A 22,667-nucleotide genomic window follows, 5' to 3' on the forward strand; every position below is an offset into this window, starting at 1 on the left:
CTCGACCGCTCTGCCTTCCATGTCAAAAGTTGGGCTTCAGGCGCATCGCTGTGCGTCCCGTGAGGTGGGTCGCGCAGGAGTGTGACATCCTGGTCCCCGTCGTCGTTGTCGAACGGAGGAAGCGTCGTGAGCGTGCGAAACCTGTACAGCGTGGCGCCGTCTGCTGCGCGGTTGACCGACTCGCTGCGTGACATCGGTTACGACTTTCCGACTGCTGTGGCTGACGTGGTGGACAACAGCGTTGCTGCGGGCGCGAGTCGGGTCGAGATTGACGTCGTGTTCGATGGTTCCGACTCGTGGGTGATGATCGCCGACGACGGCGAGGGTATGAGTGCCAACGGTCTGTTGGAAGCGATGCGTTACGGCAGCCGACGCGACTACGGTCGCGGTGATCTTGGTCGGTACGGGCTGGGGTTGAAGACTGCCTCTCTGTCGCAGTGCCGGTCCCTGACGGTGGTCAGCCGCAGGAGAGCGGCCACGGCCCGCACCGTCTCGCGAATGATCGATCTTGACCTGATCGCCGAGGTGGACGACTGGGTCATCGCCGAACCGGCAGACGACGATCAGGTCGCCCGAGCCCGCGAGGCGGTGGCGGACACGGGAGGGACTGCTGTGCTCTGGCGCGGTCTCGACCGCGTTCTGCCGGAACGTAAGCCTGAGGGTGGTTGGGCGCGTCGCCGACTGGAGGCGCTGGCAGGCAGGACGGCAGACCATTTGGGTACGGTCTTTCACCGTTTCCTCGAGGGTGAGGTTGGCGGTGGTCTCGTAATCACGATCAACGGCGAGAAGGTCCGGCCGTGGAACCCGTTTGCTCCAGACGAGCCCGCCCGCGAGGTGCTTCCTCCGCTGCGCTTCGAGGTCACAGTCGGTGAAGCCGCCGGCACGGTGGCACTACAGCGGTACGTCCTGCCGTCTCGCGATCAGTTCACGTCCCAGGCGGAGTTCGAGCGGCTGTCGGGCCCGCTGAACTGGAACCGTCAGCAGGGCCTATACATCTACCGCGCCCAGCGGTTGGTTCAGTGGGGCGGCTGGAACGGGATGCGGGGCATCGACGAGCACACGAAGCTCGCGCGGGTAGCACTGGACTTCGACACGGACCTTGACGTGGTGTTCAACATCAACGTGGCGAAGATCAGGGTGGCGATGCCGCCGCAGCTGCGTCAGCTGATCGAACGTCCCGTTCACGAGCTGTGTATGCGTGCGGACGACGCCTACCGCAAGAACTCGCGCAGTGCCGCCGAGGGCTCGAAGGCAGGCTCCGAGCAATTGGCCGCCTTGTCTCGCGGTGAGGCGTCTGGGGCGGCGCCGCCCATGCCAGTTGTCGGTTTGGCGCTGCGCGCCGCAGCAATGCGTGCCGGCGAGTACGCGGCCCTGCAGCGCATCGGTGAGACGTTGCGGGCCGAGGCCCCTGACGTCGCTGCCGCGCTCGGCTTCAGGGACTGACCACCGGCTGCCCTGCGGTCCGATTACCCCGTTTGGCAGCCTCGCTGCATGCTTCGATCAGCGGGCAGCGGGGACAGGCGGGGTCGGTGGGACGGCAGACTGAGGTAGCCAGCTCGATCAGGCCTAGGTGCGCTCGCCGTGCGTTCTTGTCATCACCGATCATTCGGGCGACGGCGAGACGCCCAGCGGTCATCCTGTGGCTTCGTTCGACGTGCTCGCCGGTGAAGCGGGCGGCGACGCGGTGGGTGCCCTTGGTGATCAGCACAGGCTCCTCCGCGTCGTCCTCGCCGCGGGTCGGGATCGCGAGGACGGCGAGGTCGATTACCGAGGCGTCGACCCCGCGGAGGCCTTGGATCTTATCGTCGTCGAGCAGGTCCGGTTGCGACGTGAGCGTGCGCGCCAGTTCGAGCAGCCGCTCGGCTCGGTGCTCGCGGTTGACCCACCGCCCGATCTCGAGAAGTTCGTCGCCGGCGTCAACGGTGTCCTGCGGCTGCTCCCATCGTTCGAGCAGTGACCAGAGGATTCGGATCTGCTCGGGTGCCGCCCGGTCGAGGAGCATCTCGGCGGAGATTACCTGCCACCGCGTCCGGGCACGCAGCCACGGAAGGGTCGGCTCGCCTAGGCCGTCGAACCAGGTGGCGAGGGCCTGGGCGATGTCGTGGCTGCGGTAGGGGGCTGGCCTCAGGGCGTCCAGCGCCGTCATGACGGCGCGTCCGAGCTGGGTGCCGAGCGCCGGGGGTACGGCGTTGCCGATCTGGCGGAACGCCGCCGACGGTGGGCCGGCGAAGCGGAACCGGTCGGGGAAGGTCTGCAGTCGAGCGGCCTCACGCACGGTCAGCGTGCGGTCCTGTCGGGGATGGATGTACCAGTAGCCGTCCTTGGCGATGTGCGCGGTGATGGTGCGGGAGTAGGTGTCCTCGCTCAGGCGCTTGTACTTGTCGTCGAAGATGTCGTCGCGGTAGCGCTTGACGTCCTCCGGCAGGTCCGAGTACCTGGTGCCGGCGTCCATCATGTCGAAGGCGCGCAGGTCATCCTCGCGTACGGGTCGCGTGATGTGGTCGAAGACCTTGCCCGCGTCCGACGGTGCGACACCCCTGCGCATGTGCTTCTGAAAGGCAAACGTCGGACCGGCGTAGTCCGTCCAACCGTCCGCCCCACCCTCGGGCCTCCAGCCGCCCTCGACCTCGGGCAGGTCGCTGATCGCGTTCCAGACCGACACCCGGTCCGGTACCTCCTCCGGCCAGTCGAAGGCGACCCCGTCTCGCAGTGCAACCAAGATCAGCCGCTGGCGGAACTGCGGCACGCCGTAGCGCAGCGTGTCGACAACTCGTTCCTCGACCGCGTAACCGATGGACTCCAACTCGTGGACCATGGTGCGGAGGATGAACATCTCCCGGTCGAGTGCCATGTCGGGGACGTTCTCCATGATCACCGCAGCCGGTCTGGCCAACTGGATCACTTCCAAGAACGAACGCCAGAGGTCCCGGCGTTCGTCGTGCGCTGGGCGAAGGCCGTGGCGGACTTGGTGACGGATCAGTGAGCGGCCCGCCCGGGAGAAGGGCTGACACGGCGGACCACCGGCGAGTAGCTCGATCCCCGCTTCCTTGACCAAGGCGGCGATCCGTCTGACATTGGCCGATTCGCCGAGGTCGCAGTCGAGGGTGAGGCCCGGGTTGTGGTGTCGGTGCGTCTCGACGGACTCGAGGTCGCGGTCGGCCGACAGGACCACCTTGAACCCCGCCTCGGTCAGCCCCAGGCTCAGGCCCCCGGCACCGCAGAACAGGTCCGCGGCCAGCCGCTCGCCGCGATCACGGCACGCCGCCGCGAAGCGGAGGAACTCGTCGTCGTCCTTGCATGCCTGACGGTGTGGTGCCAGGCGCACGAACGGGCCACGTACGAGCTTGACGCCGTAGCCTGCCCGAGGTCGTTCGACGGCATCGTCCGTCACCCGTGTCACCTCCGATCGGTCAGAACGCACTGCGCAGGTTACCTCTGCGGTCCGACGCCGCGCGTCCGGCCGCTCCGCGTTGTCGCCATGGGCTCGGCGACCCTGACGAGGTCGCACGAGATTCTTCGGCCTCCGATCGCTCCAGAGGTGGTTGGTTCGGCCGATCCGGAACAGGACCGATGCGGTGACCGCGCCTCGGCTTAGCGGGTCTTGTCGGTCCTGTCCTTATCGTGGAGAGTTGGTGCCATCAGCGACCGAGTCGGCGCGTACTGTCACCGCACGTGCCGAGCGATCCTCCGGAGAACTGCATGCCCCTCACGAGTCCGCCCGGGACGTGTGGCCCGCTGCGCTGTGCCTGCGTCCTGCGGCACAGGGGCCCGCGTGGCTGAACCGGATGTCGGTGCCTACGCGCACGGCCTCATCGAGGACGTCAGGGCCCAGGCTGAAATCGAGGGCTGCGACCTCCATGAGGCATTCACCCAGCTGATGCTCGACCAGCTGACAGCCGACGGGCACACCGAAGATGCCGTGGCTGTGCACTTCAAAGACCACGGTGTCGAGGTCAGCGGTTACGGTGCCGCGTCCGATGACCGATCGTTGGACCTGTTCCTTACCTACTACAGTCCCCGCGCCGACGACGACCACAAAATCGGGCGTGCCGACGTCGAGGCGGCGTTCCGGCGTATGGAGAACTTTCTGTCTCGCTGCGTGCGGGGCAGCATGGCAAGGCGGGACCGGTCCTCCGAGGTGGCCGGAATGTGTGAAGCCGTCGCGGAGAAGTTCGGCAGGGTCGAGTCGGTCCGTCTGGTGCTGGTCACCAACGCACGCAGCGTCGCGCGCGATGGCGTTCCGCCGATGTTGTTCGAGGGGCGGCACGTCACCCGGGAGTTGTGGGACCTGCGCCGGCTGGCGAACTGGTCGGCATCCGGGAACAAAGCCGAGCCAATCGTGGCGGAGTTTCCCGCAGGTCTGCCCTGCCTGGCCACCCCGCGTACGGACGAGGACTACTCGGTCCTCCTCGCCATCGTGCCGGCCCGCGGCCTCGCCGACCTGTACTCGACGCACGGAGCCAGGCTCCTGGAGCTGAACGTCCGCTCGTTCCTGCAAGTGCGCGGGGCGGTCAACCGAGGAATCCTCGACACCCTCAGAGGTAACCCGGAGCGGTTTCTCGCCTACAACAACGGCATCGCGGCGACCGCATCGAGGGTGGACTTCGAGGATGCCCCGTCAGGGCAGCGGGTCATCCGTCGCATCCACAATCTTCAGATCGTCAATGGCGGGCAAACCACCGCGACCATCCACCACGCCCACCGCAACAAGGTGGACGTCGACGTGGCGTACGTGCAGATGAAGCTGACGGTCGTATCGCCGGACCGCCTCGACGACATCGTTCCGCAGATCTCGGCCTACTCGAACACCCAGAATCGCGTCACCGCCTCGGATCTGAAGGCGAACAGCGCGTTCCACGTGGACGTCGAGCGCATCATGCGGACCCTGTGGGCGCCACCCAGTGCCTCACACCCCCACGACACCCACTGGTTCTACGAGCGCGCCCGAGGCCAGTACGCCAATGCCCTGACCCGTGAGGGCACGCCTGCCCGGCAGAAGGTGTTCAAGGCAGCCAACCCGCCCGCCCAGAAGTTCACCAAGTCGGACCTCGCCAAATTCGAACATTCCTGGGCCAAGGAGCCACATCTGGTCAGCCTGGGTGCGGAGAAGAACTTCACTTTGTTCTCGCAGAGCCTCGAAGAGCAGCCCCCTGCCGTGGACAAGCAGTACTGCCGACACCTGGTGGCCAAGGCGATCCTCTTCCGCAAGGTCGACAAGCTCGTCGCAAGGCAGAACTTCGGCGGCTACAAGGCAAACATCGTCACCTACACCGTCGCGAAACTGGTCCAGGGGACGGGTGGAAGAGTCGACCTGGACCGCATCTGGCGGACGCAGGACCTCACGCCCGCCCTGCAGGACGCCGTCACCGACCTCTCCCTGCTCGTGCACAAGGTCATCACGTCACCGCCCGAGGGCCGCACCAACGTCGGTGAGTGGACCAAGAGGCCGGAGTGCTGGACCGCCGTACAGGATCTCGACTGGACCACGCCGGCGCCGCTCGCGGCGGAACTCGTCGATATCGACACCTACGGCCCCGACATGGACCTGATCAGGGGCACCACCGCGACCGACTGGGCTGACCTCGCCGCCTGGGGCGCCGACACAGGGCACCTCGACGCCGAGCACCGCAGGTCCGCAGCAGAGATCGCCCAAGCCATCGACCAGGGGTGGGACCCCGCCGGCAAGCACGTAGGCACCGCTTTGGAGGCCATGCGTCGCGGCCGACGTAACGGGTTTCGTCCAGTCAGCGGGTTCTGAAGGTTTCGCCGGCACCGCCGGTCAATGAATCGGGAGCGGTAGATGTCCGTCTGGTTCCAGGAGGTTCCCACCGAGGGATCGGTGGAGCTACCACCCGATCCACGAGCCTTGGACGCCCTCGGTCGTAACCACTCGCTGGAGACCGCCCTGGCCGACCTGGTGGACAACTCCATCGACGCCGGCGCGACCGACATCCTCATCCGGTTCGTCCAACGCAACGCCCGCCTGGTCGGCCTCTACGTCGTCGACAATGGTCGCGGCATCGCATCCGAGAGCATCGACGACGCGATGACCATCGGCGGCCAACGCCGCTACACGGGCGAGGACCTCGGCCACTTCGGCCTCGGGTTGAAGGCGGCATCGTTCAGTCAGGCAGCCAGTCTCAGCGTGCTCTCGCGTGCCTCCGGATCGGAACCGGTCGGAAGACGGTGGCAGCTCGACGCCGGTCGTCAGACCTTTGACTGTGACATTGTTCCGGAGGCGTTCGCCGCTGCCGAAATTGACCGCGACTGGCAGCTCCCAACAGGCCCGTCGGGCACGGTCGTACGGTGGGACAGCGTCAATGGTTTTCCCTCGACGGACGACGCGGAGCAGGTTGACGAGTTTCTGAGTCGCACGATCTCACATCTGCAGGGGCATCTCGGCCTGACCTTCCACCGCATCCTCGTCGACCGCGGCGTGCGGATCGTCATCGACGTGGAGGACGCCGACCTCGGCGCCGGCGTACGTCACCCGGTCGTGCCGATCGACCCCTTCGCCTACCCCGAGACCCTGCCCGGCTGGCCGAAACAGCTCAGGGCGCCGATCGACGGGGCGAAGGTTGTCCTTGACTGCCACATCTGGTCGCGCCGCTCCAACACGCCCGAGTACCGACTGCCCGGCGGGGCAGTGACGCGCCAGGGCCTCTACTTCTACCGCCGGGGTCGGCTCCTGCACGCCGGAGGGTGGGAGGGCATTCACGCGCCCGACACCCGACTCCAGCTCGCCCGCGTCCGAATCAACATCGACGGCGACACCGCGGGGATGTTCGTCATGAACCCCGAGAAGTCTCGGGTATCTGCCGGACCCCGCTTCGCCCCGGCTGTCGCCACCGCCCAAGCCGACGACGGAACCACGATCACCGATTACCTCCAGGCGGCCGAGGCGGCGTGGGCCACCGCGAACCGGCGCAGGACCGCGCGACGCAGTGCCGCGATACCACCCGGCAAGGGTTTCCACCCGAGGGTCACCCGCGAGATCCGCGACGAGCTGCCCCTGTTGCACGAGGACCCCGTCAACATCCAGTGGAAGCGGTTCCCCACCGACGCGTTCCTCGAGTTCGACCGCGAGACCAGGACGCTGTGGCTCAACCGGTCATACCGGCAGGCCCTGCTCGGCGGACGCCGCGGCGGCAGCAATGATTTACCGGTGCTGAAGGCCGTACTGTTCCTTCTCGCCGGCAACGTCTTCGAGGGCTCACACTTTGGTGCGCGCGACAAGGACAACATCGACCTCTGGCAGGAGATCCTGACCGCGGCCGCGAAGGCGGAGAAGTCGACCTTCGAGGCCCGCCAGTGACCAGCGCAGCAGACCGCCATCTGAGCACCGACAGCTTCAACGCCTACCTGCGCACGCGGGCCCCGATCGACCATCCCATACCGGGATCGCCGCGGATCGTGCTCTTCGTCGACCCTCACACCTCCCGCATCGGGCTACGCGGACCTGCAACGCCCCACGAGGTTCCACCAGCCGGCCTCGAACACCTCACCGCACACACCGTCCACCACGACGGACAACGCATGATCGAGATTGCCGTCACCGACCCGCGGCTGTTCGTTGACGCCTACCCGCTGCTGTGCGCTGTCGCCGATCGAGTCCAGCTCGACCAGCAGACATTGACCGCTGCACTCGCGGAGACCCTGCGTCGCTTGGGCCACCTCCTGCAGACGGAGGATGTTCTGTCGCAGGAGAAGGAGACCGGACTCGTCGGAGAACTGCTGTTCCTTGCAGGCCTCGTGCACGCCCTCGGACCGGACGTCGCACTGACGGCATGGCGCGGCGGACAGGCCGAGGAACACGACTTCGGGCTGGACGAGCACGACGTTGAGGTCAAGACCACGACGTCTGAGCGGCGAGCGCACTGGATCTCCTCGCTGACCCAGATGGTCGCGACCGGCGACCGGCCGCTCTGGCTGGTGTCCCTGCAGATCACCGCAGCGGGCAGCGGCGGTTGCTCCCTTCCGGAACTCATCAACAAAGTCCGCGCCCTCCTGCTCACCACGACCCGGCACACCGGATTCGACGGCCTGTTGCAGGCCTCGGGCTGGCGTGACCGGTACACGGCCACCTGCCAGCGTCGTTGGCGACTACGAACCCCTCCTCAGGCATTCGCGGTTACCGAAGCGTTTCCCCGCCTGACGCCGAGGCTTCTGGCGCAGGCCGATGTCGACGGCACCCGCGTGACCGACGTCCGCTACCGGCTGGACTTGACCGGGCTCAGCGGCGATGAGACGCCGCAAATCCTGACCGACGCACTCGCGAGGGGACAACAGGAACTGCCATGAGCGACATCGTCACCACCGCATACAGTGCGGCGCTCGCCGCCATGCAACGCACGGGCCCCAAGCGTCTGCACGCCCTGGCCGCCATGCTGGGTGCTGATGCCCCCGACATCGCCAACGGCTCCGCGTTTCTGACCCACCTACGCGACGCCGGCCCCGAGGATGCCCTACGCCAGCAGATCGCGCACACCCTGGCCGGGTGGGACCACGAGCAGAACAGCGCCCCTTGGACCGAGGGCACCAGCCACAACACCACCGAACGGCGCGCGGCGGTGATCGCCGCGCTCGCCGTCGACGAACCGACGGCGGACCTGATCGCCGACCTGTTCCCCTACGCCGTCGCAGACGGGGTCATCGTCATCGCCGACGACTGGGAGGAGTGGCGCACCCCGGAACGCCGCACCGAGCGCACCTTCTACTGGGCGCACTATCACCGTTACCTGCTCGACAAGTGGCGCAACCCCGACGCTGTCGCTGACCTCGACAGGGCCACCGAGGAGGTCGTCCGGCGTCTGTCCGACCCAACTCGACCCGTTGCGTACCAGGCCAAGGGCTTGGTCGTTGGATACGTCCAGAGCGGCAAGACCGCCAACTTCACCGGCGTCGTCGCCAAGGCCGTTGATGCCGGGTACCGACTCGTCATCGTCCTCACCGGCACCACCAACATGCTGCGCGCACAGACCCAGCGGCGTCTCGACATCGAACTGTGCGGTCGGGAGAACATCGAGCGGGAGATCTCCCCCCACGACCAGAAGGTCCACGAGTACCAGAACGATCCCGACTGGAAGGGCGACCGCTTCGTCCGACACGGGGGGCGACCCTCCGACGCCGGATACCCCGACGTCCACCGCCTGAGCAACCACGCCGGCGACTACAAGCGGCTCAAGATGGGTTTCTCCGCCCTCGAGTTCAGGGGACGCGAGCGTAACCGGAAGTTTTTTGACCCAGCGAATCTTCACACCAGCGACGCCCGTCTCGTTGTCGCCAAGAAGAACGCCTCAGTCCTCGAAGCACTGGTGGCGGACCTGGGTCGCATCAGCGAGCGCCTCGGCGAGGTGCCCGTCCTCATCATCGACGACGAGTCTGACCAGGCGTCGGTCAACACCGTCAGCCCGAAGAAATGGAAGGAGGACAGCAAGAAACGCACCGCGATCAACCGGCTCATCGGGCAACTGCTGCGAATGATGCCCCGCGCCCAGTACGTCGGCTACACCGCCACCCCGTACGCCAACGTGTTCATCGACCCCTCCGACGTCGAGGACATCTTCCCCCGCGACTTCCTCATCTCCCTGCCGCGTCCCGCTGGCTACATGGGCGCAGAGGACTTCCACGACTTCGACGCCGAACTACCCCTCGAACAGCGTCCCCTCGAAACCTCGAAGGAACGGGCCCACGTCCGGTACCTCGCCGATGAACCCGACGACGGCGAACTGCGCCGCGCCGTGGACATGTTCGTCCTCACCGGTGCCCTCAAGTTGTACCGACAACGGCACGGAACGTCCTACCGGCACCACACCATGCTCGTTCACGAGGCAATGGGCAAAGACTCCCACCGGCAGACAGCCGAGTTGATCGGCCACCTGTGGAACACCGCCGGCTACTACCGGCCCACCGGCTTGGCGCGACTACGGGACCTGTACATCACCGACGTCCTGCCCGTATCTCGCGCGCAGGCACCCACACTGCTTGCACCGGCCGATTTCGACGACCTGCGCGACGACATCGGCGAGGCGCTCAGACTCATTAGCCCCGCCGACCGTAACGGCAGCCCGGTCATCGTCGTGAACAGCGACACCGACCTTGAGAGGCAGCAGGAGAGCCTCGACTTCGACCAGCGGGAGATCTGGCGCATCCTCGTCGGCGGCAACAAGCTTGCTCGTGGTTTCACCGTCGAAGGGCTTACCGTCACCTACTACCGGCGCGCCACGGCTCAGGTCGACACCCTCATGCAGATGGGCCGCTGGTTCGGCTTCCGACCCGGCTACCGAGACCTGGTCCGCCTCTACACCACCCCAGACCTGCACGACATGTTCGAGGCCGCCTGCCGCGACGAGGACTTCCTCCGTCGCGAACTGCGCCAGTACGCGGACCCGGCCGACGGTACGCCGCAGCTGACCCCTCGACAGATCCCACCCCTGATCGCCCAACACCGCCCGGACCTGCGACCCACCGGTCGCAACAAGATGTGGAACGCCAAGCTCATCATGAAGAGCTCACCGGGCAAGCCCATGGAACCCGTGGCCTTCCCGACGTCCACGACAAAGATCAAGCACAACCTCGAACAGTGGAAGCCACTGCTCGCTGCCGCAACCCAACGGACTACCGGGTTCGCAGTCCCGGGAGCCAAGACCACCTACGAGGCGGGAGTGGCAGTTGTCAGTCACGCAGCACTCCTGACCGTCCTCGGCAACATCAAGTGGCTGGCCGACGACACCTTTCAACCGGAACTCGCGTGGCTACGCCAACTGCGTCCCGACCAACTCGCACGGTGGGTCGTGCTCGTGCCCCAACAGACCAGGTCCACCACCCGACGCGTCGTCGCCGGGCACGGGCCGTTCAGCGTCTTCGAGCGCCAACGCACCTCGTCCGGCGCCTCGTTCCGAGTCTTTAGCGAGGATCGACACCGCAACGCGGCCACGAGAATCGCCGGAGTCGACACCTCGATTCCGGACCCAGGGGCCGACGCGCTCAGGGGCGAGGCCACCGGATCGATCATCCTCTACCCGACAGTCGAGAGGGACAACCTTGACGGCAACCAGAATGAGGTCATCTCCTCCGAGAAGATCACCATCGGATTCCATTTAGTCACTCCCCTCAGTGCCGCGCCCGCTGGCGGGAAACTGATGCACTGGGTGACCCTGGACAGGGCGAACCCGAGAGCGCTGGTAGTCGATGCACGCTGAGACGCGCCGAGGCGCGGGCACGCCCTCGGAGGAGGAGGGTGCGGCGACGGGGTGGCCCCAGTTGGGAAAGCTGGAGATGGTCGACGCGCGGCAGGTCTGGCCGCACGAGGCCCACGACTTCACACCGTGGCTGTTGGCGAATGCCGGAACCCTCGGCGACGTGCTGGGCATGGATCTCGAGCTTTCCGCTGCCGAGCATGCCGTGGGCACGTTCGCCCTCGACCTCATCGGTGTGGACCAGGCAACCGGTGAGTTGGTGATCGTCGAGAACCAACTCGCGCCGACCGACCACACCCATCTCGGCCAGTTGTTGACATACGCCGGCGGCACTGACGCGGTAAACGTGGTCTGGATCGCGACGCGATTCCGTGAGGAGCACCGTGCTGCCCTCGACTGGCTCAACACCCGCACCGACGAGGCGACGAGGTTCTTCGGCGTCGAGGTCGGCGTCGTCCGCATCGCGACTTCCCCGCCGGCTCCTCTACTGCGGCTCGTCGCCCAGCCAAACGACTGGGGCAAGTCGGTTAGGGCGAAGGCCCAAGCGGAGGGCGGTTCGTCGAAGGGCCAGGAGTACCAGAGGTTCTGGACGCAGATGTTGGCCGAGCTGTCCGGTCGCCAACTCGACTGGACGCGGTCGGGCAAGGGGCTGGTGCAGAACTGGCTCGCCCTGCCGTCTGGAACTACCGGGATCACCTACAGGTGCTCGTTCGGCCGAGCGGGTCTATGCAGCGAGATCTTCTTCGAGAGTCCCGAGCCTGCCGTGAACGACGCCCGCTTCGCGGCCGCGGAGGCGAAGCGGGAGACCATTGAGGGCACCTACGGCGGACCTCTGCGGTTCGATCCGCTCATCGGCAAGAAGGGGTGCCGGATCGCGGACTACCGCGCTGGCCAGATCGGGTTGACCGAGGACTGGCAGGAGTATGTCGAGTGGTTCATAGCGTGCCAGACCAGGCTGCGCACAGCGATGACGAACGTGTTCGGGTCGCTGAGCCCGATGGGACGGTGATCCGCACACCGGCGACCGGCCGGGGCGTCAGAAGGCCCGGTCACCCCGGTCACCGAACGGAGGCGAGGGCTGACAGCGCGGTGGTTGCTCGTGGATCATCCGTGACGAGCCAGTTGCCGCAGGCCGTGGTGTCGAGCGTGTACCCGACATCGGTGATCCCGGTCGGTAGGCCTGCGGGGAACGTCCCAGACGTCAAGCGTGGGAAGCCCTCCCCAACCTTGTAGAGCGACTGGTGGAGCAGCCGCCACGATCCGTCGTACCTACCCAGGTCGGCCGGTGTCCAGCCGGCTGAGGCTAGGCGCTGGTCGAAATCGTCGGCGAGGAGATCGTCGTGTCGGACCGTTGCGCGAGCCTTCCGGATCAGGTCGTCGAGAGTGATCTCGCCCAGAGGATCGGCCGCCAGCCGTAGCGACATCAGGTACAGGACGCCGGACACGGGCGGAGCCAGCTGATCGAGCGAGCCGATCCGGTGGACTGTGGGTCCGGTCGAGGATCCGCTCGTCTTCACCTCGACCGACAGTCGGGTGCTGGTGAAGTCGTGCCTTCCGCCCAACGGTCCCTGCCATGACCGGACCGCGTACCGGGTGAGAGACGGCAGCCAGCGGGTGAGCAGCCAGAGTTCGCCGATCAGTCCGAGTTGGGCGCCGACGCCGAGGCCCTCGGCCGGAACAGACCAGAACTTGCGCCACCGCTCCGCCGTGTCCGTGATGGCAGCTGGGTCGGCCGACGAACTGGCGGACAACGCGTTGACAACCTCCTGCGCGAAGGACGTGAACAGTCTCTGCAGGGCAGGCTCGGGGCAGCTGAGGTCTACCCAGGTGCTTTCGTTCTCGTCCGTCCGGTGGACCCTCAGTTGGCGGACCTCGGCGTACAGACCTCGACTCTGTCGGGGTGCGCGAAAGCCCGTGGTTGCAGGCAGAGGGATCAGCAGGTGCCGTCGTCCGGTGGCGTCGACCGCGGCCAGCACCGGTCCACCGGGCCAGTCTGCGACGCGCTGCGCCTCCAACTGCAGGCCGGTCGGGGTCGGCAGCGAGCGCCACAGAATCTCCAGAGCCTCCGGATCAGTCGGGCGCTGCTCGTCGGCGTCGGTCATGCCGTGACCGGGCCGGGCGACCCGACGACGTAGCGGATGGTTGCCGGGCTCTCCGAGGCCGGGAAGCTGATCGCCATCCCGATGACTGTCTCGCCCTGCTCGTCGGGGTTGTCGAACAGCGGTTGCCTGGGTGGTCCCTTGAGATCGCCGGACGACGCTGACTCCTTGGGCCTGCTGTGGGCGCTGATCGGATAGAGCAGGAGCAACCCCTCTGTGGGCGTCCGCCGGTGGCGCAGCGCGACTGGGTAGCTAACGTCGCTGTTCTCCGCGACCTCCGCCGCCCACTTGCGGTCCTCGTCGCCGAGGCCGATGTCCTCGTCGCCGGCACCCGGGTTGCCGCGGCTGACCGGGTTGACGAGCGAGCCGATGCTGGTTTCGGAGAGCCCGTGGCGGGCGCGGCTGATACAGGCCACGGGTCCACACCCCTGAATGTGCAGGTCCTCGCTGCCCAGGTCCTTGTCGATGTTTTGCCGGCCGCGGACGGCCACCCTCCACCGCACGAGTTCGCGGTGCTTGGCCTGCGTCGCGATGTACTCGCGTAGGGCCAGACTCGAGCGTTGGGAGCCGGGCGCTGTCCGGTACCCCGCGTCGCCGAGGAACTCCTCGACATCGCGCCAGTCCACGTCGCTCCACGCGGGCAGGCCGTCGGCGCCCGTCGCGTTGGGCGGGCCGAGTCTGCTCAGGAACCGGCGGGTCGTGTCGAGGTTGTACCGCAGCCAGTCCCGGTCGTCGAGGCGGAACAGGATGGTCTGGAACAACGTGCCCGAGAAGTCGTAACTGATCTCCTGTGCGCTGCCCATCCTGTTCGGGGCGGTGATGCGCATCGTCTCGTGGGCCCGGATCCGGGGGGCGAAGTCGCGAGGGGTCTTACCGAGTACCTCGTACAGCCGGATCTCGCGTCTGAGATCCTCCTCCGCGGTTGCCAGGTCCCGGAAGCGCTGGTTGAGGTCGGCGGTGGTCCACAGCCGGGTCAGGTCGACGTAGTCCTCGCGGTAGCCGAACCACCGGCCCATCTGCAGCAGGGTGTCGAAATAGTTGGCGTTGCGGACGTAGTACGAGACGAGGAGACCCTCTATCGTCAGACCGCGCGACAGTTTGTTGCCGCCGACGACCACCGCCCGCAGGTCGGGGTTGCGCTCGTAGTCCAGCTCGTCCGCTGACCTGTTGTGAAGGACGAGAACGGGAAGTTCTCCGCGGAACAGACGGGCGACCGCCGGCTCGATCTCGGAGAACTCGACGCGTCGGTCCGGCGCGATGGCGTCGGTGACGGGGACGAACCTCTCCTCCCAACGGCGTTGGAACTCGGGTGAGGCGTGCTCGTTGTCGTAGCGCCAACGCTGCCGCAGCACGGACAGCCGTTCGCGGACCAGCGCCGCAATGGCGTCCTGCTGGTAGGTGTACTGGGATCCGTGGATAAGCATCGCGCACGCCGGTGAGCCGCCGGTGCGGGTGTCGCGGGCGGCCGTGGCGAGTATGAAATCTGCGAGTGCGTGGTCGAGACTCTGCGGCAGGGCGTTCACCGCAGGCGCCCCCCGGGCTGGCGTGAGCAGACGGGCCTCGTGGTCGCGCACCTGACGGATAACATCGATCCCCTGGACGTTCTCGCCGCCCTCACCGGCCAGCGCCTCACGGCCGAAGAGGCGTTCCGGTCCGTAGTAGCCGTGGGGCGGGGGAAGCGAAGCGATGAAATCCCGCGGATACAGGTCCTCGGCGACCTCCCGGTCCATCGCCTCGTGGTTGATCAGGACGTTGGCGAACGGGGTGGCTGTGTATCCGACGTAGCTGGCGCGCCTGAGGCGGTGCAGCAGCCGCCGAACGAGCCCGTTGATGACCGAGGGGTTGATCTCCTCTGCCTGGGTGTGGTCCGACACCCGGTCCAGGCCGTCAGCGGCGGCGTCGACGTCGTCAGCGACCAGGTCGACGACCTCGTCGAGGAGCTGTCTGTTTCCGCCGGTGTTGATGCTTGCCTGGTCGGCCTCGTCGTCGATGACGAGCACGGGTGTGCTGACCGGTTGCCGCTCCTCGAGCCAGCCAACCAGGCGACGCAGCACACTCGCGTTCTTCTTGATCACGAAGATCAGGGGAACGTTGCCCTGCAGGAGACTGGCGTCGGCCGTGCCGGGATGGAAGTCCTGCCAGACCTCCGCGCCGGTCATGCGGATGATCTGGCGCCCCTGCTCGGGAGCGCCGACACCTCGGCGGCCGACCTCGTCCGGGGCGAGGCCCAGTTCGTCCTCGAGCCGCAGCTGCGTCTGTCGACGTAGCGAATTGTGGATTCCGGAGAGCACGATGACGATGCGATAGCCCGCGTCGTACGCCTTAGCGATCAGTGCGGTGAAGTTGGCGGTCTTTCCGCTCTGCACGTAGCCGACGACCAGACCCCGAACCTGGAAGCCGCCGGGCCCGGCGGGCCGGGGGTCTTCAAGCATCGACAAAATTCTGTCGGTGGCCGTGTCGATCGCGTCGATGGCGCTCTCGGTGCGCCCCTTTTCGACCAGCAGCCATTCTCGCAGCCGCGGCCAGTAGTAGCCGCCAGCAGGGTCGTAGCTGTCGAACCACGCTCGCGGCCCGCCCCTGGACAGCACAGCAACCGGTTCGAGGGTCACACGGTCGGCGTTCCACCGCCGGGCGACCTCGTCCCGCAGTTCCTCCGGCACGAAGCCGGCCAACGCCTGCTCCAGGGTCAGCCCGGTGCTCATGACGGCGCGGACGGCTCGCAGGTACGTTTCCGGCGCGTGTTGGTCCACCGGTTCAGAGGCCGAACTCACGGGCCACCTCCGGGTCTTCTCGTCGCAGCTCGTCGAGGATGAGACCCAGCGCGTCCGACTGCCCGGCGCGTTCGGCCGCCCGTTGCAGGGCTGTAGCCACGGCCGGTGGCGCCGACACGCGAGGTCCCGGACCGCCGGACCTGCTCGCAGGCGGGCTCACGACGCCGTTGCCGATACTGCCGCCGCCCCCGTGCGTGCCGGTCGTGGACGGCTTTCCCACAGGCTCGGCACCTCGCCGCTCCCCACCTGCCGAGGGCGGGGTTGCACCACCGTTGGGGGACGGTGACGGGGGTGGGGGTTCCGAGGGCGGCCGAGGGCGCGGGGACTTTTTCTTGTCGCCGCCGCGGTAGCGTTCCTGCGCCCGCTTGAGCAGATCGGCGACAGGCCGGTTCAGCTGTTCTCTGAGTTCCTCCGGCAGTCGTACCCGCATCTTCGAGATGTTGATCTCGAAGGCGTCGTCCAGGTCTGGCCAGAACTCCAGGGACGCGCGTGCCAGTTTCGTGTGTTCGTCCTGTGTGCGCATCCGTGACCATCCACCGGACTGGATCATGCGGTCGGCGCGGTAGACGTAGAAGCCCTGCTGGCGGTTCCAGTTCTGTGGGCCGCTGGCCCGCCGCCACGCGGCATCGCTACTGAACTCACGCTGTGCCGGAACGACAAATGGACTGAACCTCACCAGTCCGCCTGCCACCGGGAACTCCCCCACCGGAAGCGACTCGACCCGGGGTTCCGCTCGGACGAACGGATCCCACGCCTCGACCGGCGTTCCGTTGATAGTGATGTGGAGCTTCTTACGCCGCCGAGCCAGGCCGGAGATGAAGCGCCCGAAGACCATCCCGAGATGACGGTCGAGCTGTTCGGCAAGGGCCATCAGATACTTCTGCGCCCACCCTCCCCATGGGTCACGAAAACTGAGTATGCGGTCTAGGTCCTCCCACATCACCACGGTCCCCGTCGACTCCCTGAGCGGCGCGATCAGCGGCTCCGGCCGCTCGGCGCCGGTGAGGTGCAGAATCTCCCAACGGTCGGTCGCCGTCACGTGGTCGAGATCGAGCCGCCGCACCTCGATCGTGCGGCGGTTCGGATCGGTACGGCTGGCCACGCTGATACGCCGACACTGGGACAGGCTCGCTGTCTTGAGACCGAGGCCGAACTTGCCGAGGTCACCCTCGCCGTAGTCCTGTGCGGTTCCCAGCCGCATGGCCTCGGACACGCTCGCGCCGGTCATGCCGCTACCGTCGTCCACGATCCGGATCCAGGATTCAGGGCCGTCGAAGTGGAAGGTGATCCCGACCTTGCCGGCGCCCGCGGTGACACTGTTGTCGATCAGGTCCGCGATCGCGTTCGAGAAGTCGTATCCGAGGTCACGAAGCGAGTTCGTCAACCTCGCCGCACTCGGAATGATCTCTTCGCGCCTCATCCGTTGCCCCCTCATGCACCGACTTCTCGGGCACCCGCAGCTCTGCCAGGTGTTGGCCGCGGGGGATCGCCGAAACTTCGATCACCTCGGTCTTCGACGCCGGTCAGTATAGAGACGCGTTACGACACGTGGCCCGACTCGGCAGCGGACCCCGTCCGCGGCCTGTCGCCCCTCGCGCGCCTGCCAGTCCGGCATGTTCATGGTCGTAGGTCGTCGGAGTCGTGCGGCTGCACTGCGGGCTGTCGTGTTTCCGACCTTGGGAACCCCACGGTTGGTCTGGCTGCTGCTTACGGGCTCCCGGGCGGCAGCCCCGCCACACCATCCGTGGAATTCGGGAATCGGCAGTAACGTCTGGGCTCCGGTCATACGGCAGACTTGGTGCATGGCACGCGCATTGGTACCGGACTACTCCCAACTGCTGTGGCCGACGATCGAGGCAGTCCAAGCCCTAGGGGGTTCCGGCTCCATCGATGAGATTGTCGAGGCAGTGCTTGAGCGCCAAGACTTCACGGAGGAACAGCAGCAGGTTCTTCACGGGGATGGGCCCCGAACGGAGATTGAGTATCGGCTAGCTTGGGCTCGCACCTACTTGAAGCGCATGAACCTCTTGGTCAACAGCCGCCGTGGGGTCTGGGCGCTGACCGAGCGGGGCCGTTTGGTTCAGCGAGACGACATACCTCGTCTTCGCGCTCAGGTCGTCGCCCAGCTCCGCGATGAACAGCGAGCCAAGCGCAACGCGCAGCAGGCCCAAGAAGTGACAGGCAGCGATGAGCAGCAGATAGACGACGAGCAGGACTGGCGGGAACAGTTGCTAGACGTCCTGATGTCCGTGCCTCCAGATGCGTTCGAGCGGCTGGCCCAGCGTCTGCTGCGCGAGGCAGGCTTCATCAGTGCGACGGTGACAGGACGAACGGGTGACGGCGGCATCGATGGGCTGGGAATATACCGCATGTCACTCGTGTCGTTTCCGGTCTTCTTTCAGTCCAAGCGGTATCGAGGCAGCGTTGGATCCGGTGCTGTCCGGGATTTTCGTGGTGCTATGGCGGGCCGAGGAGACAAGGGCCTGCTGATCACCACCGGAACCTTCACGGCGGAGGCGAAGGCCGAGGCGACTCGTGACGGCGCCCCGCCGGTAGACCTGATCGACGGGCGGCGCCTATGCGATCTGCTGAAGGAGTATGAGCTGGGCGTACGGACGGCCACGCGCGTCGTAGAGGACGTGACCGTCGAGAAGGACTTCTTCGCTGACTTGTGACGTTCGAGAACCCTGACGGGGCCGGGCGTCAGGACCTCATGCCGGCGTTCATCCTCCAGTGGCGGCCGGCTGCAATGACCTCGTCGGCCTTCTCTGAGTCCACTATCGTCCTCCACTCGGTCAGCTCAGCCGCGAATTTCGCATCGGTGGCCTCGGCAAGCGGTTCGCGCAGCCGGCGGGCCAGGGTGTCCCGAGCCTGCTGTGGCGTGTTGTCGATGAAGGCGGGGACTTTCACAGTCCGCCGCCGAGGTCCACCGCGTGACCCAACAGCGGCGCGCCCCGGCTCGCAACCTCGAGTACGCCGCCGCGCGTCGGGGCGTCGTCCTCGGTCACCGCGCTGATCGATTCGTGTCGCCGCTGGAACCCGGATCACGCCACCTGCCGCTGTTCGTCGCCACTCTTCGGCACAGCATTCTGTAACGGGACAGCCTGCATCGCCAGAACCGACATCCGGCTGTCGGCCCGCCCGGGTTGAAGGAGACGCCAAGCGCTCGTCCCTGCCGGCGGTCCGCACGGCCCACCTAAGCAGACGCCCGCCGCCCAACCGCCTATGCACGGTCGAGCACCCCGCGAGCCACCCGCGTCCCTGTGTAGGACGCATGCCATCGCGTTAGTGGGCGAAGCGGCGCAGGTGAACCGGCTTGTGACGTCGATAGGCGAAGATGGGATGCCTTGACGCCTATGGATTAAAAGTCCACAGCTCTGCCATTGAGCTAGCGGCCCGCGCGCTCAGGTTACCCGACGGTGAGCGTCGACGGCTCTCGGCTTCCGGCCGGCCGTCGATGGCTGCGGCTGGACGGCTGTCCGCCGCAGTTGATCATCACCTGTCGGGGCGCCCCCGGCCGAGGGTCCGGGGCGCTGGGTCGGTGAGCTGGGGTGAATCGAGCGACCTCGTTCGGCGGCGCATGGGTGTGGGTCGGTGGGGAACCAGGACCGGCATGGGATCGAGCCGATTGCCTGCCGTGGCGGCCTCCGGGGAGGAGGTCGGGCGTGACGGCGTACGCCAGCCGGGTGGCGAGGTGCACGCCTGGTTGCCCGGCCAGAACCAGACGGTCTGTGGCCTGGCGCTGAGCCGTACCCGACTGCGTCGCTTCCCGCACGTACCTTTCGACTACTCGGGTACCGACGTGCTCACCGAGGCGGATGCGGTGGGCTGGATCTGCCCGCGCTGCCTGGCCGCCACCGCTGGTAGGCGGGGCAAGGAGAAGCACGGCTGGGTACGGGAGTCACCTCGACCTTGATCGACTCGGGATCCCGGAAGTCGGGGTGTCCTGCGCGCGCGGATGCCGCGACTTTCAGGAAGTCGAGTGGACCAAGCCGCGCGCGGCGGCGGCGGTCGCCGCGCTGGTGGGTGGTTGAGCTGCTGCTGGGCGGGTACGGGGTCGGTCATGCGGATCGTGGTGGTGGGGGCGAGCGGCAACGTCGGTACGGCGGTGCTGCGGCGGCTGCGCCGGGAGCGGGGCGTGGAGCTGGCCGGGGTCGTTCGACGGTTGCCCGGCCCGGATGCCGGCGAGCCGTACGACCAGGTGGAGTGGCACTCCTGCGACATCGGCGCGCCGGGCGCGGTCGGGCAGCTCGCCGAGGTGTTCGCGGGTGCGGACGCGGTGGTGCACCTGGCCTGGCAGATCCAGCCCAGCCACGACCAGCGGGTGCTGCGCCGGACCAACGTCGAGGGCAGCCGGGCGGTGATCAACGCGGTGGTCCAGGCCGGTGTTCCGGCTCTGGTGTACGCCTCGTCGGTCGGCACCTACGCGCCCGGCCCGAAGGATCACCCGATCAGTGAGCGGTGGCCGGCCACCGGTGTGCCCGGTTCGTCGTACAGCGAGCACAAGGCGGAGGTGGAGGCGCTGCTGGATGGCGTCGAACGGGATCAACCTGCGCTGCGGGTGGTGCGGATGCGACCCGGGTTGATCTTCCAGCGGGCTGCCGGTGCCGAGATCACCCGTTACTTCCTCGGCCCGTTGGCGCCGGTGCGGCTGCTGCGCTTCGGCCGGATCCCGCTGGTGCCGACGAACCGCCGGTTGCGGATGCAGGCGGTGCACGCCGATGACGTGGCTGACGCGTACGCCCGGGCGGTGTTGGGTGATGCGCGCGGTGCCTTCAATGTCGCCGCGGACCCGGTGCTCACTCCGGAGCTGGTGGCCCGGCACTTCCACGGTTGGACGGTGCCGGTCGCCGCGCCGGTGCTGCGGGCGGCGGCGGCGCTGACCTGGCGGGCGCGGCTGCAACCGGTCGACGTGGGCTGGGTGGAGCTGGGTCTGAACGCGCCGCTGATGTCCAGTGAGCGTGCGGAGACCGAATTGGGTTGGCAGCCGAAGATCAGTGCGCTGACGGCGCTCAAGGAACTCTTCGCCGGGATGGCCGACGGCGACCACACGCCGAGCCCGCCGATGTCCGGCGCACGCGACCTGCCCGGCCGCCCCGCCGCCCTCCTCCGCGCCCGCCCCCCAGGCGAAGGAAACCCCTACTGACCCCACCCAGCTTGTTGATCAAGAGCTTTCGGTCAGAAAACGCCGCCCCGATGACCGAAACCTCTTGATCACCGGCGCGGGCGTCGGGCGCGGGCGCGGGGGTCGGGCGCGGGCATCGGGCGCGGGGGCGCGGGGGCGCGGGGGTCGGCGTGCGGCAGGGCGCGGGTTAGGAGAGCTTGGAGTTGGTGAGCGTGGGGTTGCGGGCGCCCAGGAAGAAGATGCCGGGGAAGCCGCGGGTCTCGAACGTGGCGCTGGGGTTGCGGCGCAGGGTCGAGTTTTCGATCTTCATCGTGCCGGTGCGGTTGTTGCTCACGAAGAAGACCGCCCCGCCACCCTCGTTGGCAGTGTTGTTCTCGATGATCGTGCCGGCGATCCGTACGGTGAACTCGTTGCCGTCGCAGTAGATCGCGCCGCCGCTGCCGCCGCCGGGCGTACCGGACTTGGCCGGGTTGGCGCCGCTGCCGATCGCCTCGTTGTTCCTGAGCAGGCTGTTCAACACCACCCACGACACGCCGATGCTGCTCAGCGCCCCTCCGTTGGAGCAGGAACCGCCGTCGAAGGTGCTGCCCACCACGTACACCGGCTTGTTCTCGTACTGGCTCAGCACCCGGACGGCCGCGCCACCCAGGTCGGGGCCGGTGCGGTCGCAACGGTTGCGGACGAAGCGCGAGTTGACCACCTTCAGCCGCCCGCCCCGTACGAAGATCGCCCCACCGCCGCCGCCCTCGGCCTTCTCGCCTGTGGAGTTGCCGTCGGCGAAGGTCAGGTTCTGCACTGTGAGTTGCGGGTGATCCTGGTTCTGGCAGTGCGAGGTGGTGAAGCCCTGGGCCTCGTCGCAGGTGTTCATGTAGAGGATGCGGCGCCGCCCCTGGCCGCTCAAGGTGACAGTGCCGCCGCCGTCCAGCACGATCTTCGGCCCGTTGGCGTTGCGGACCTTCGCGGTGGCGGCCATCTTGATCGTCACCGGGGCCGGTCCACAGTTGAAGGTGATGACACCGCCGGCCGCGACGGCCTTCACGACCGCCGCGGAGGTGCAACTCGCCGGGGTGCCGGAGCCGATGGTCCGGGTCGGCTTCGAGGTGTCCGCCGCCCGCGCCTCGGCCGGCACTGTGGCAGTGCCGTTCGGGTTGCCGGCGGCGAGCACCTTGTTGGCGGGCTTCGGGCTGGCGCTGGCCCCCGGGCCGCCGAGGCCGTCCCGCGCACCCGGCGCGTCGCTCTGACCGCCGGTGGGCAGCGCCGTCGGTGAGGCGGTCGAGCCGGCCTCGAAGGCGGGGGCCGGGTCGTTGGACGCGCAGGCGGGCAGGGTGGCGGTGGCGACACCGAGGACGAGGAGAGCGGCAAGCGACGTCAAGCGCACCCCGTGATGCTAGGAGCCGCGACGGCGTCGCGACGAATCCGCCGAGCCGGCTTAATGCACCGCTAAGCCACGCCCGCCGCCCGCCGGCTGCCGCCC

15 protein-coding genes are annotated in these 22,667 nt (G+C 67.4%); 9 read left to right on the forward strand and 6 right to left on the reverse strand.

The features are described from left to right. Positions 1 to 126 precede the first annotated feature (126 nt). On the forward strand, positions 127 to 1,443 hold the full coding sequence (locus tag NIE111_RS17455) for an ATP-binding protein (RefSeq protein ID WP_238685400.1): 1,317 nt from the start codon (positions 127 to 129) through the stop codon (positions 1,441 to 1,443). Here the strand turns inward: NIE111_RS17455 and NIE111_RS17460 are convergent. Next, the gene (locus NIE111_RS17460) at positions 1,433 to 3,391 is read right to left on the reverse strand and encodes a DNA cytosine methyltransferase (protein ID WP_238685401.1); all 1,959 of its coding nucleotides are present in this window, start codon (positions 3,389 to 3,391) and stop codon (positions 1,433 to 1,435) included. The two genes, NIE111_RS17455 and NIE111_RS17460, sit on opposite strands and share 11 nt — an antisense overlap. 381 nt (positions 3,392 to 3,772) lie before the next feature. On the opposite strand from NIE111_RS17460, the gene NIE111_RS17465 reads away from it, so the two are divergent. The 5 genes from NIE111_RS17465 (at position 3,773) to NIE111_RS17485 (ending at position 12,207) form a co-directional block, all read left to right on the forward strand. Next, entirely contained in the window at positions 3,773 to 5,758 is a 1,986-nt protein-coding gene (locus NIE111_RS17465; RefSeq protein ID WP_238685402.1) for an AIPR family protein, read from the forward strand. Between the two features lie 42 nt (positions 5,759 to 5,800). After that, complete coding sequence (locus NIE111_RS17470) at positions 5,801 to 7,315, forward strand: ATP-binding protein (protein WP_238685403.1); 1,515 nt, start codon at positions 5,801 to 5,803, stop codon at positions 7,313 to 7,315. Next, positions 7,312 to 8,301: a PD-(D/E)XK motif protein gene (locus NIE111_RS17475; RefSeq protein WP_238685404.1), complete on the forward strand. Its 990-nt coding sequence runs from the start codon at positions 7,312 to 7,314 to the stop codon at positions 8,299 to 8,301. The genes NIE111_RS17470 and NIE111_RS17475 overlap by 4 nt, the downstream gene beginning before the upstream one ends. Then, on the forward strand, positions 8,298 to 11,201 hold the full coding sequence (locus NIE111_RS17480) for a Z1 domain-containing protein (protein WP_238685405.1): 2,904 nt from the start codon (positions 8,298 to 8,300) through the stop codon (positions 11,199 to 11,201). Before NIE111_RS17475 ends, NIE111_RS17480 begins: the two co-directional genes overlap by 4 nt. 61 nt (positions 11,202 to 11,262) lie before the next feature. Further along, positions 11,263 to 12,207, forward strand: a complete 945-nt coding sequence (locus tag NIE111_RS17485; RefSeq protein ID WP_238685406.1) for a DUF4268 domain-containing protein — start codon at positions 11,263 to 11,265, stop codon at positions 12,205 to 12,207. 49 nt (positions 12,208 to 12,256) lie between these two features. On the opposite strand, the gene NIE111_RS17490 is transcribed toward NIE111_RS17485, so the two are convergent. From NIE111_RS17490 to NIE111_RS17500, 3 genes are read right to left on the reverse strand one after another with little or no spacing between them, the layout of a single operon-like run. Further along, positions 12,257 to 13,300, reverse strand: a complete 1,044-nt coding sequence (locus tag NIE111_RS17490; RefSeq protein WP_238685407.1) for a PD-(D/E)XK motif protein — start codon at positions 13,298 to 13,300, stop codon at positions 12,257 to 12,259. After that, positions 13,297 to 16,068, reverse strand: a complete 2,772-nt coding sequence (locus tag NIE111_RS32280; RefSeq protein WP_238685408.1) for a Z1 domain-containing protein — start codon at positions 16,066 to 16,068, stop codon at positions 13,297 to 13,299. Before NIE111_RS32280 ends, NIE111_RS17490 begins: the two co-directional genes overlap by 4 nt. Then, positions 16,052 to 17,488: an ATP-binding protein gene (locus tag NIE111_RS17500; RefSeq protein WP_238685409.1), complete on the reverse strand. Its 1,437-nt coding sequence runs from the start codon at positions 17,486 to 17,488 to the stop codon at positions 16,052 to 16,054. Before NIE111_RS17500 ends, NIE111_RS32280 begins: the two co-directional genes overlap by 17 nt. 382 nt (positions 17,489 to 17,870) lie before the next feature. Between NIE111_RS17500 and NIE111_RS17505 the strand changes: the two genes are divergently transcribed. Further along, a complete protein-coding gene (locus NIE111_RS17505) occupies positions 17,871 to 18,743 on the forward strand; it encodes a restriction endonuclease (protein WP_238685410.1) in 873 nt (290 codons plus the stop codon). 28 nt (positions 18,744 to 18,771) lie between these two features. On the opposite strand, the gene NIE111_RS32285 is transcribed toward NIE111_RS17505, so the two are convergent. After that, on the reverse strand, positions 18,772 to 18,978 hold the full coding sequence (locus NIE111_RS32285) for a DUF5954 family protein (RefSeq protein ID WP_238685411.1): 207 nt from the start codon (positions 18,976 to 18,978) through the stop codon (positions 18,772 to 18,774). Between the two features lie 703 nt (positions 18,979 to 19,681). Between NIE111_RS32285 and NIE111_RS17515 the strand changes: the two genes are divergently transcribed. Continuing rightward, the gene (locus NIE111_RS17515) at positions 19,682 to 19,984 is read left to right on the forward strand and encodes a hypothetical protein (protein ID WP_112624649.1); all 303 of its coding nucleotides are present in this window, start codon (positions 19,682 to 19,684) and stop codon (positions 19,982 to 19,984) included. A 147-nt stretch (positions 19,985 to 20,131) separates the two neighbouring features. Continuing rightward, complete coding sequence (locus NIE111_RS17520) at positions 20,132 to 21,214, forward strand: NAD-dependent epimerase/dehydratase family protein (RefSeq protein WP_238685412.1); 1,083 nt, start codon at positions 20,132 to 20,134, stop codon at positions 21,212 to 21,214. 166 nt (positions 21,215 to 21,380) lie between these two features. On the opposite strand, the gene NIE111_RS17525 is transcribed toward NIE111_RS17520, so the two are convergent. Beyond that, entirely contained in the window at positions 21,381 to 22,571 is a 1,191-nt protein-coding gene (locus tag NIE111_RS17525; protein ID WP_238685413.1) for an alanine and proline-rich secreted protein Apa, read from the reverse strand. Positions 22,572 to 22,667: the final 96 nt, after the last annotated feature.

The organism is Micromonospora hortensis (assembly GCF_022230935.1).
In the GTDB taxonomy this organism is placed as follows: Bacteria; Actinomycetota; Actinomycetes; order Mycobacteriales; family Micromonosporaceae; genus Micromonospora; species Micromonospora hortensis.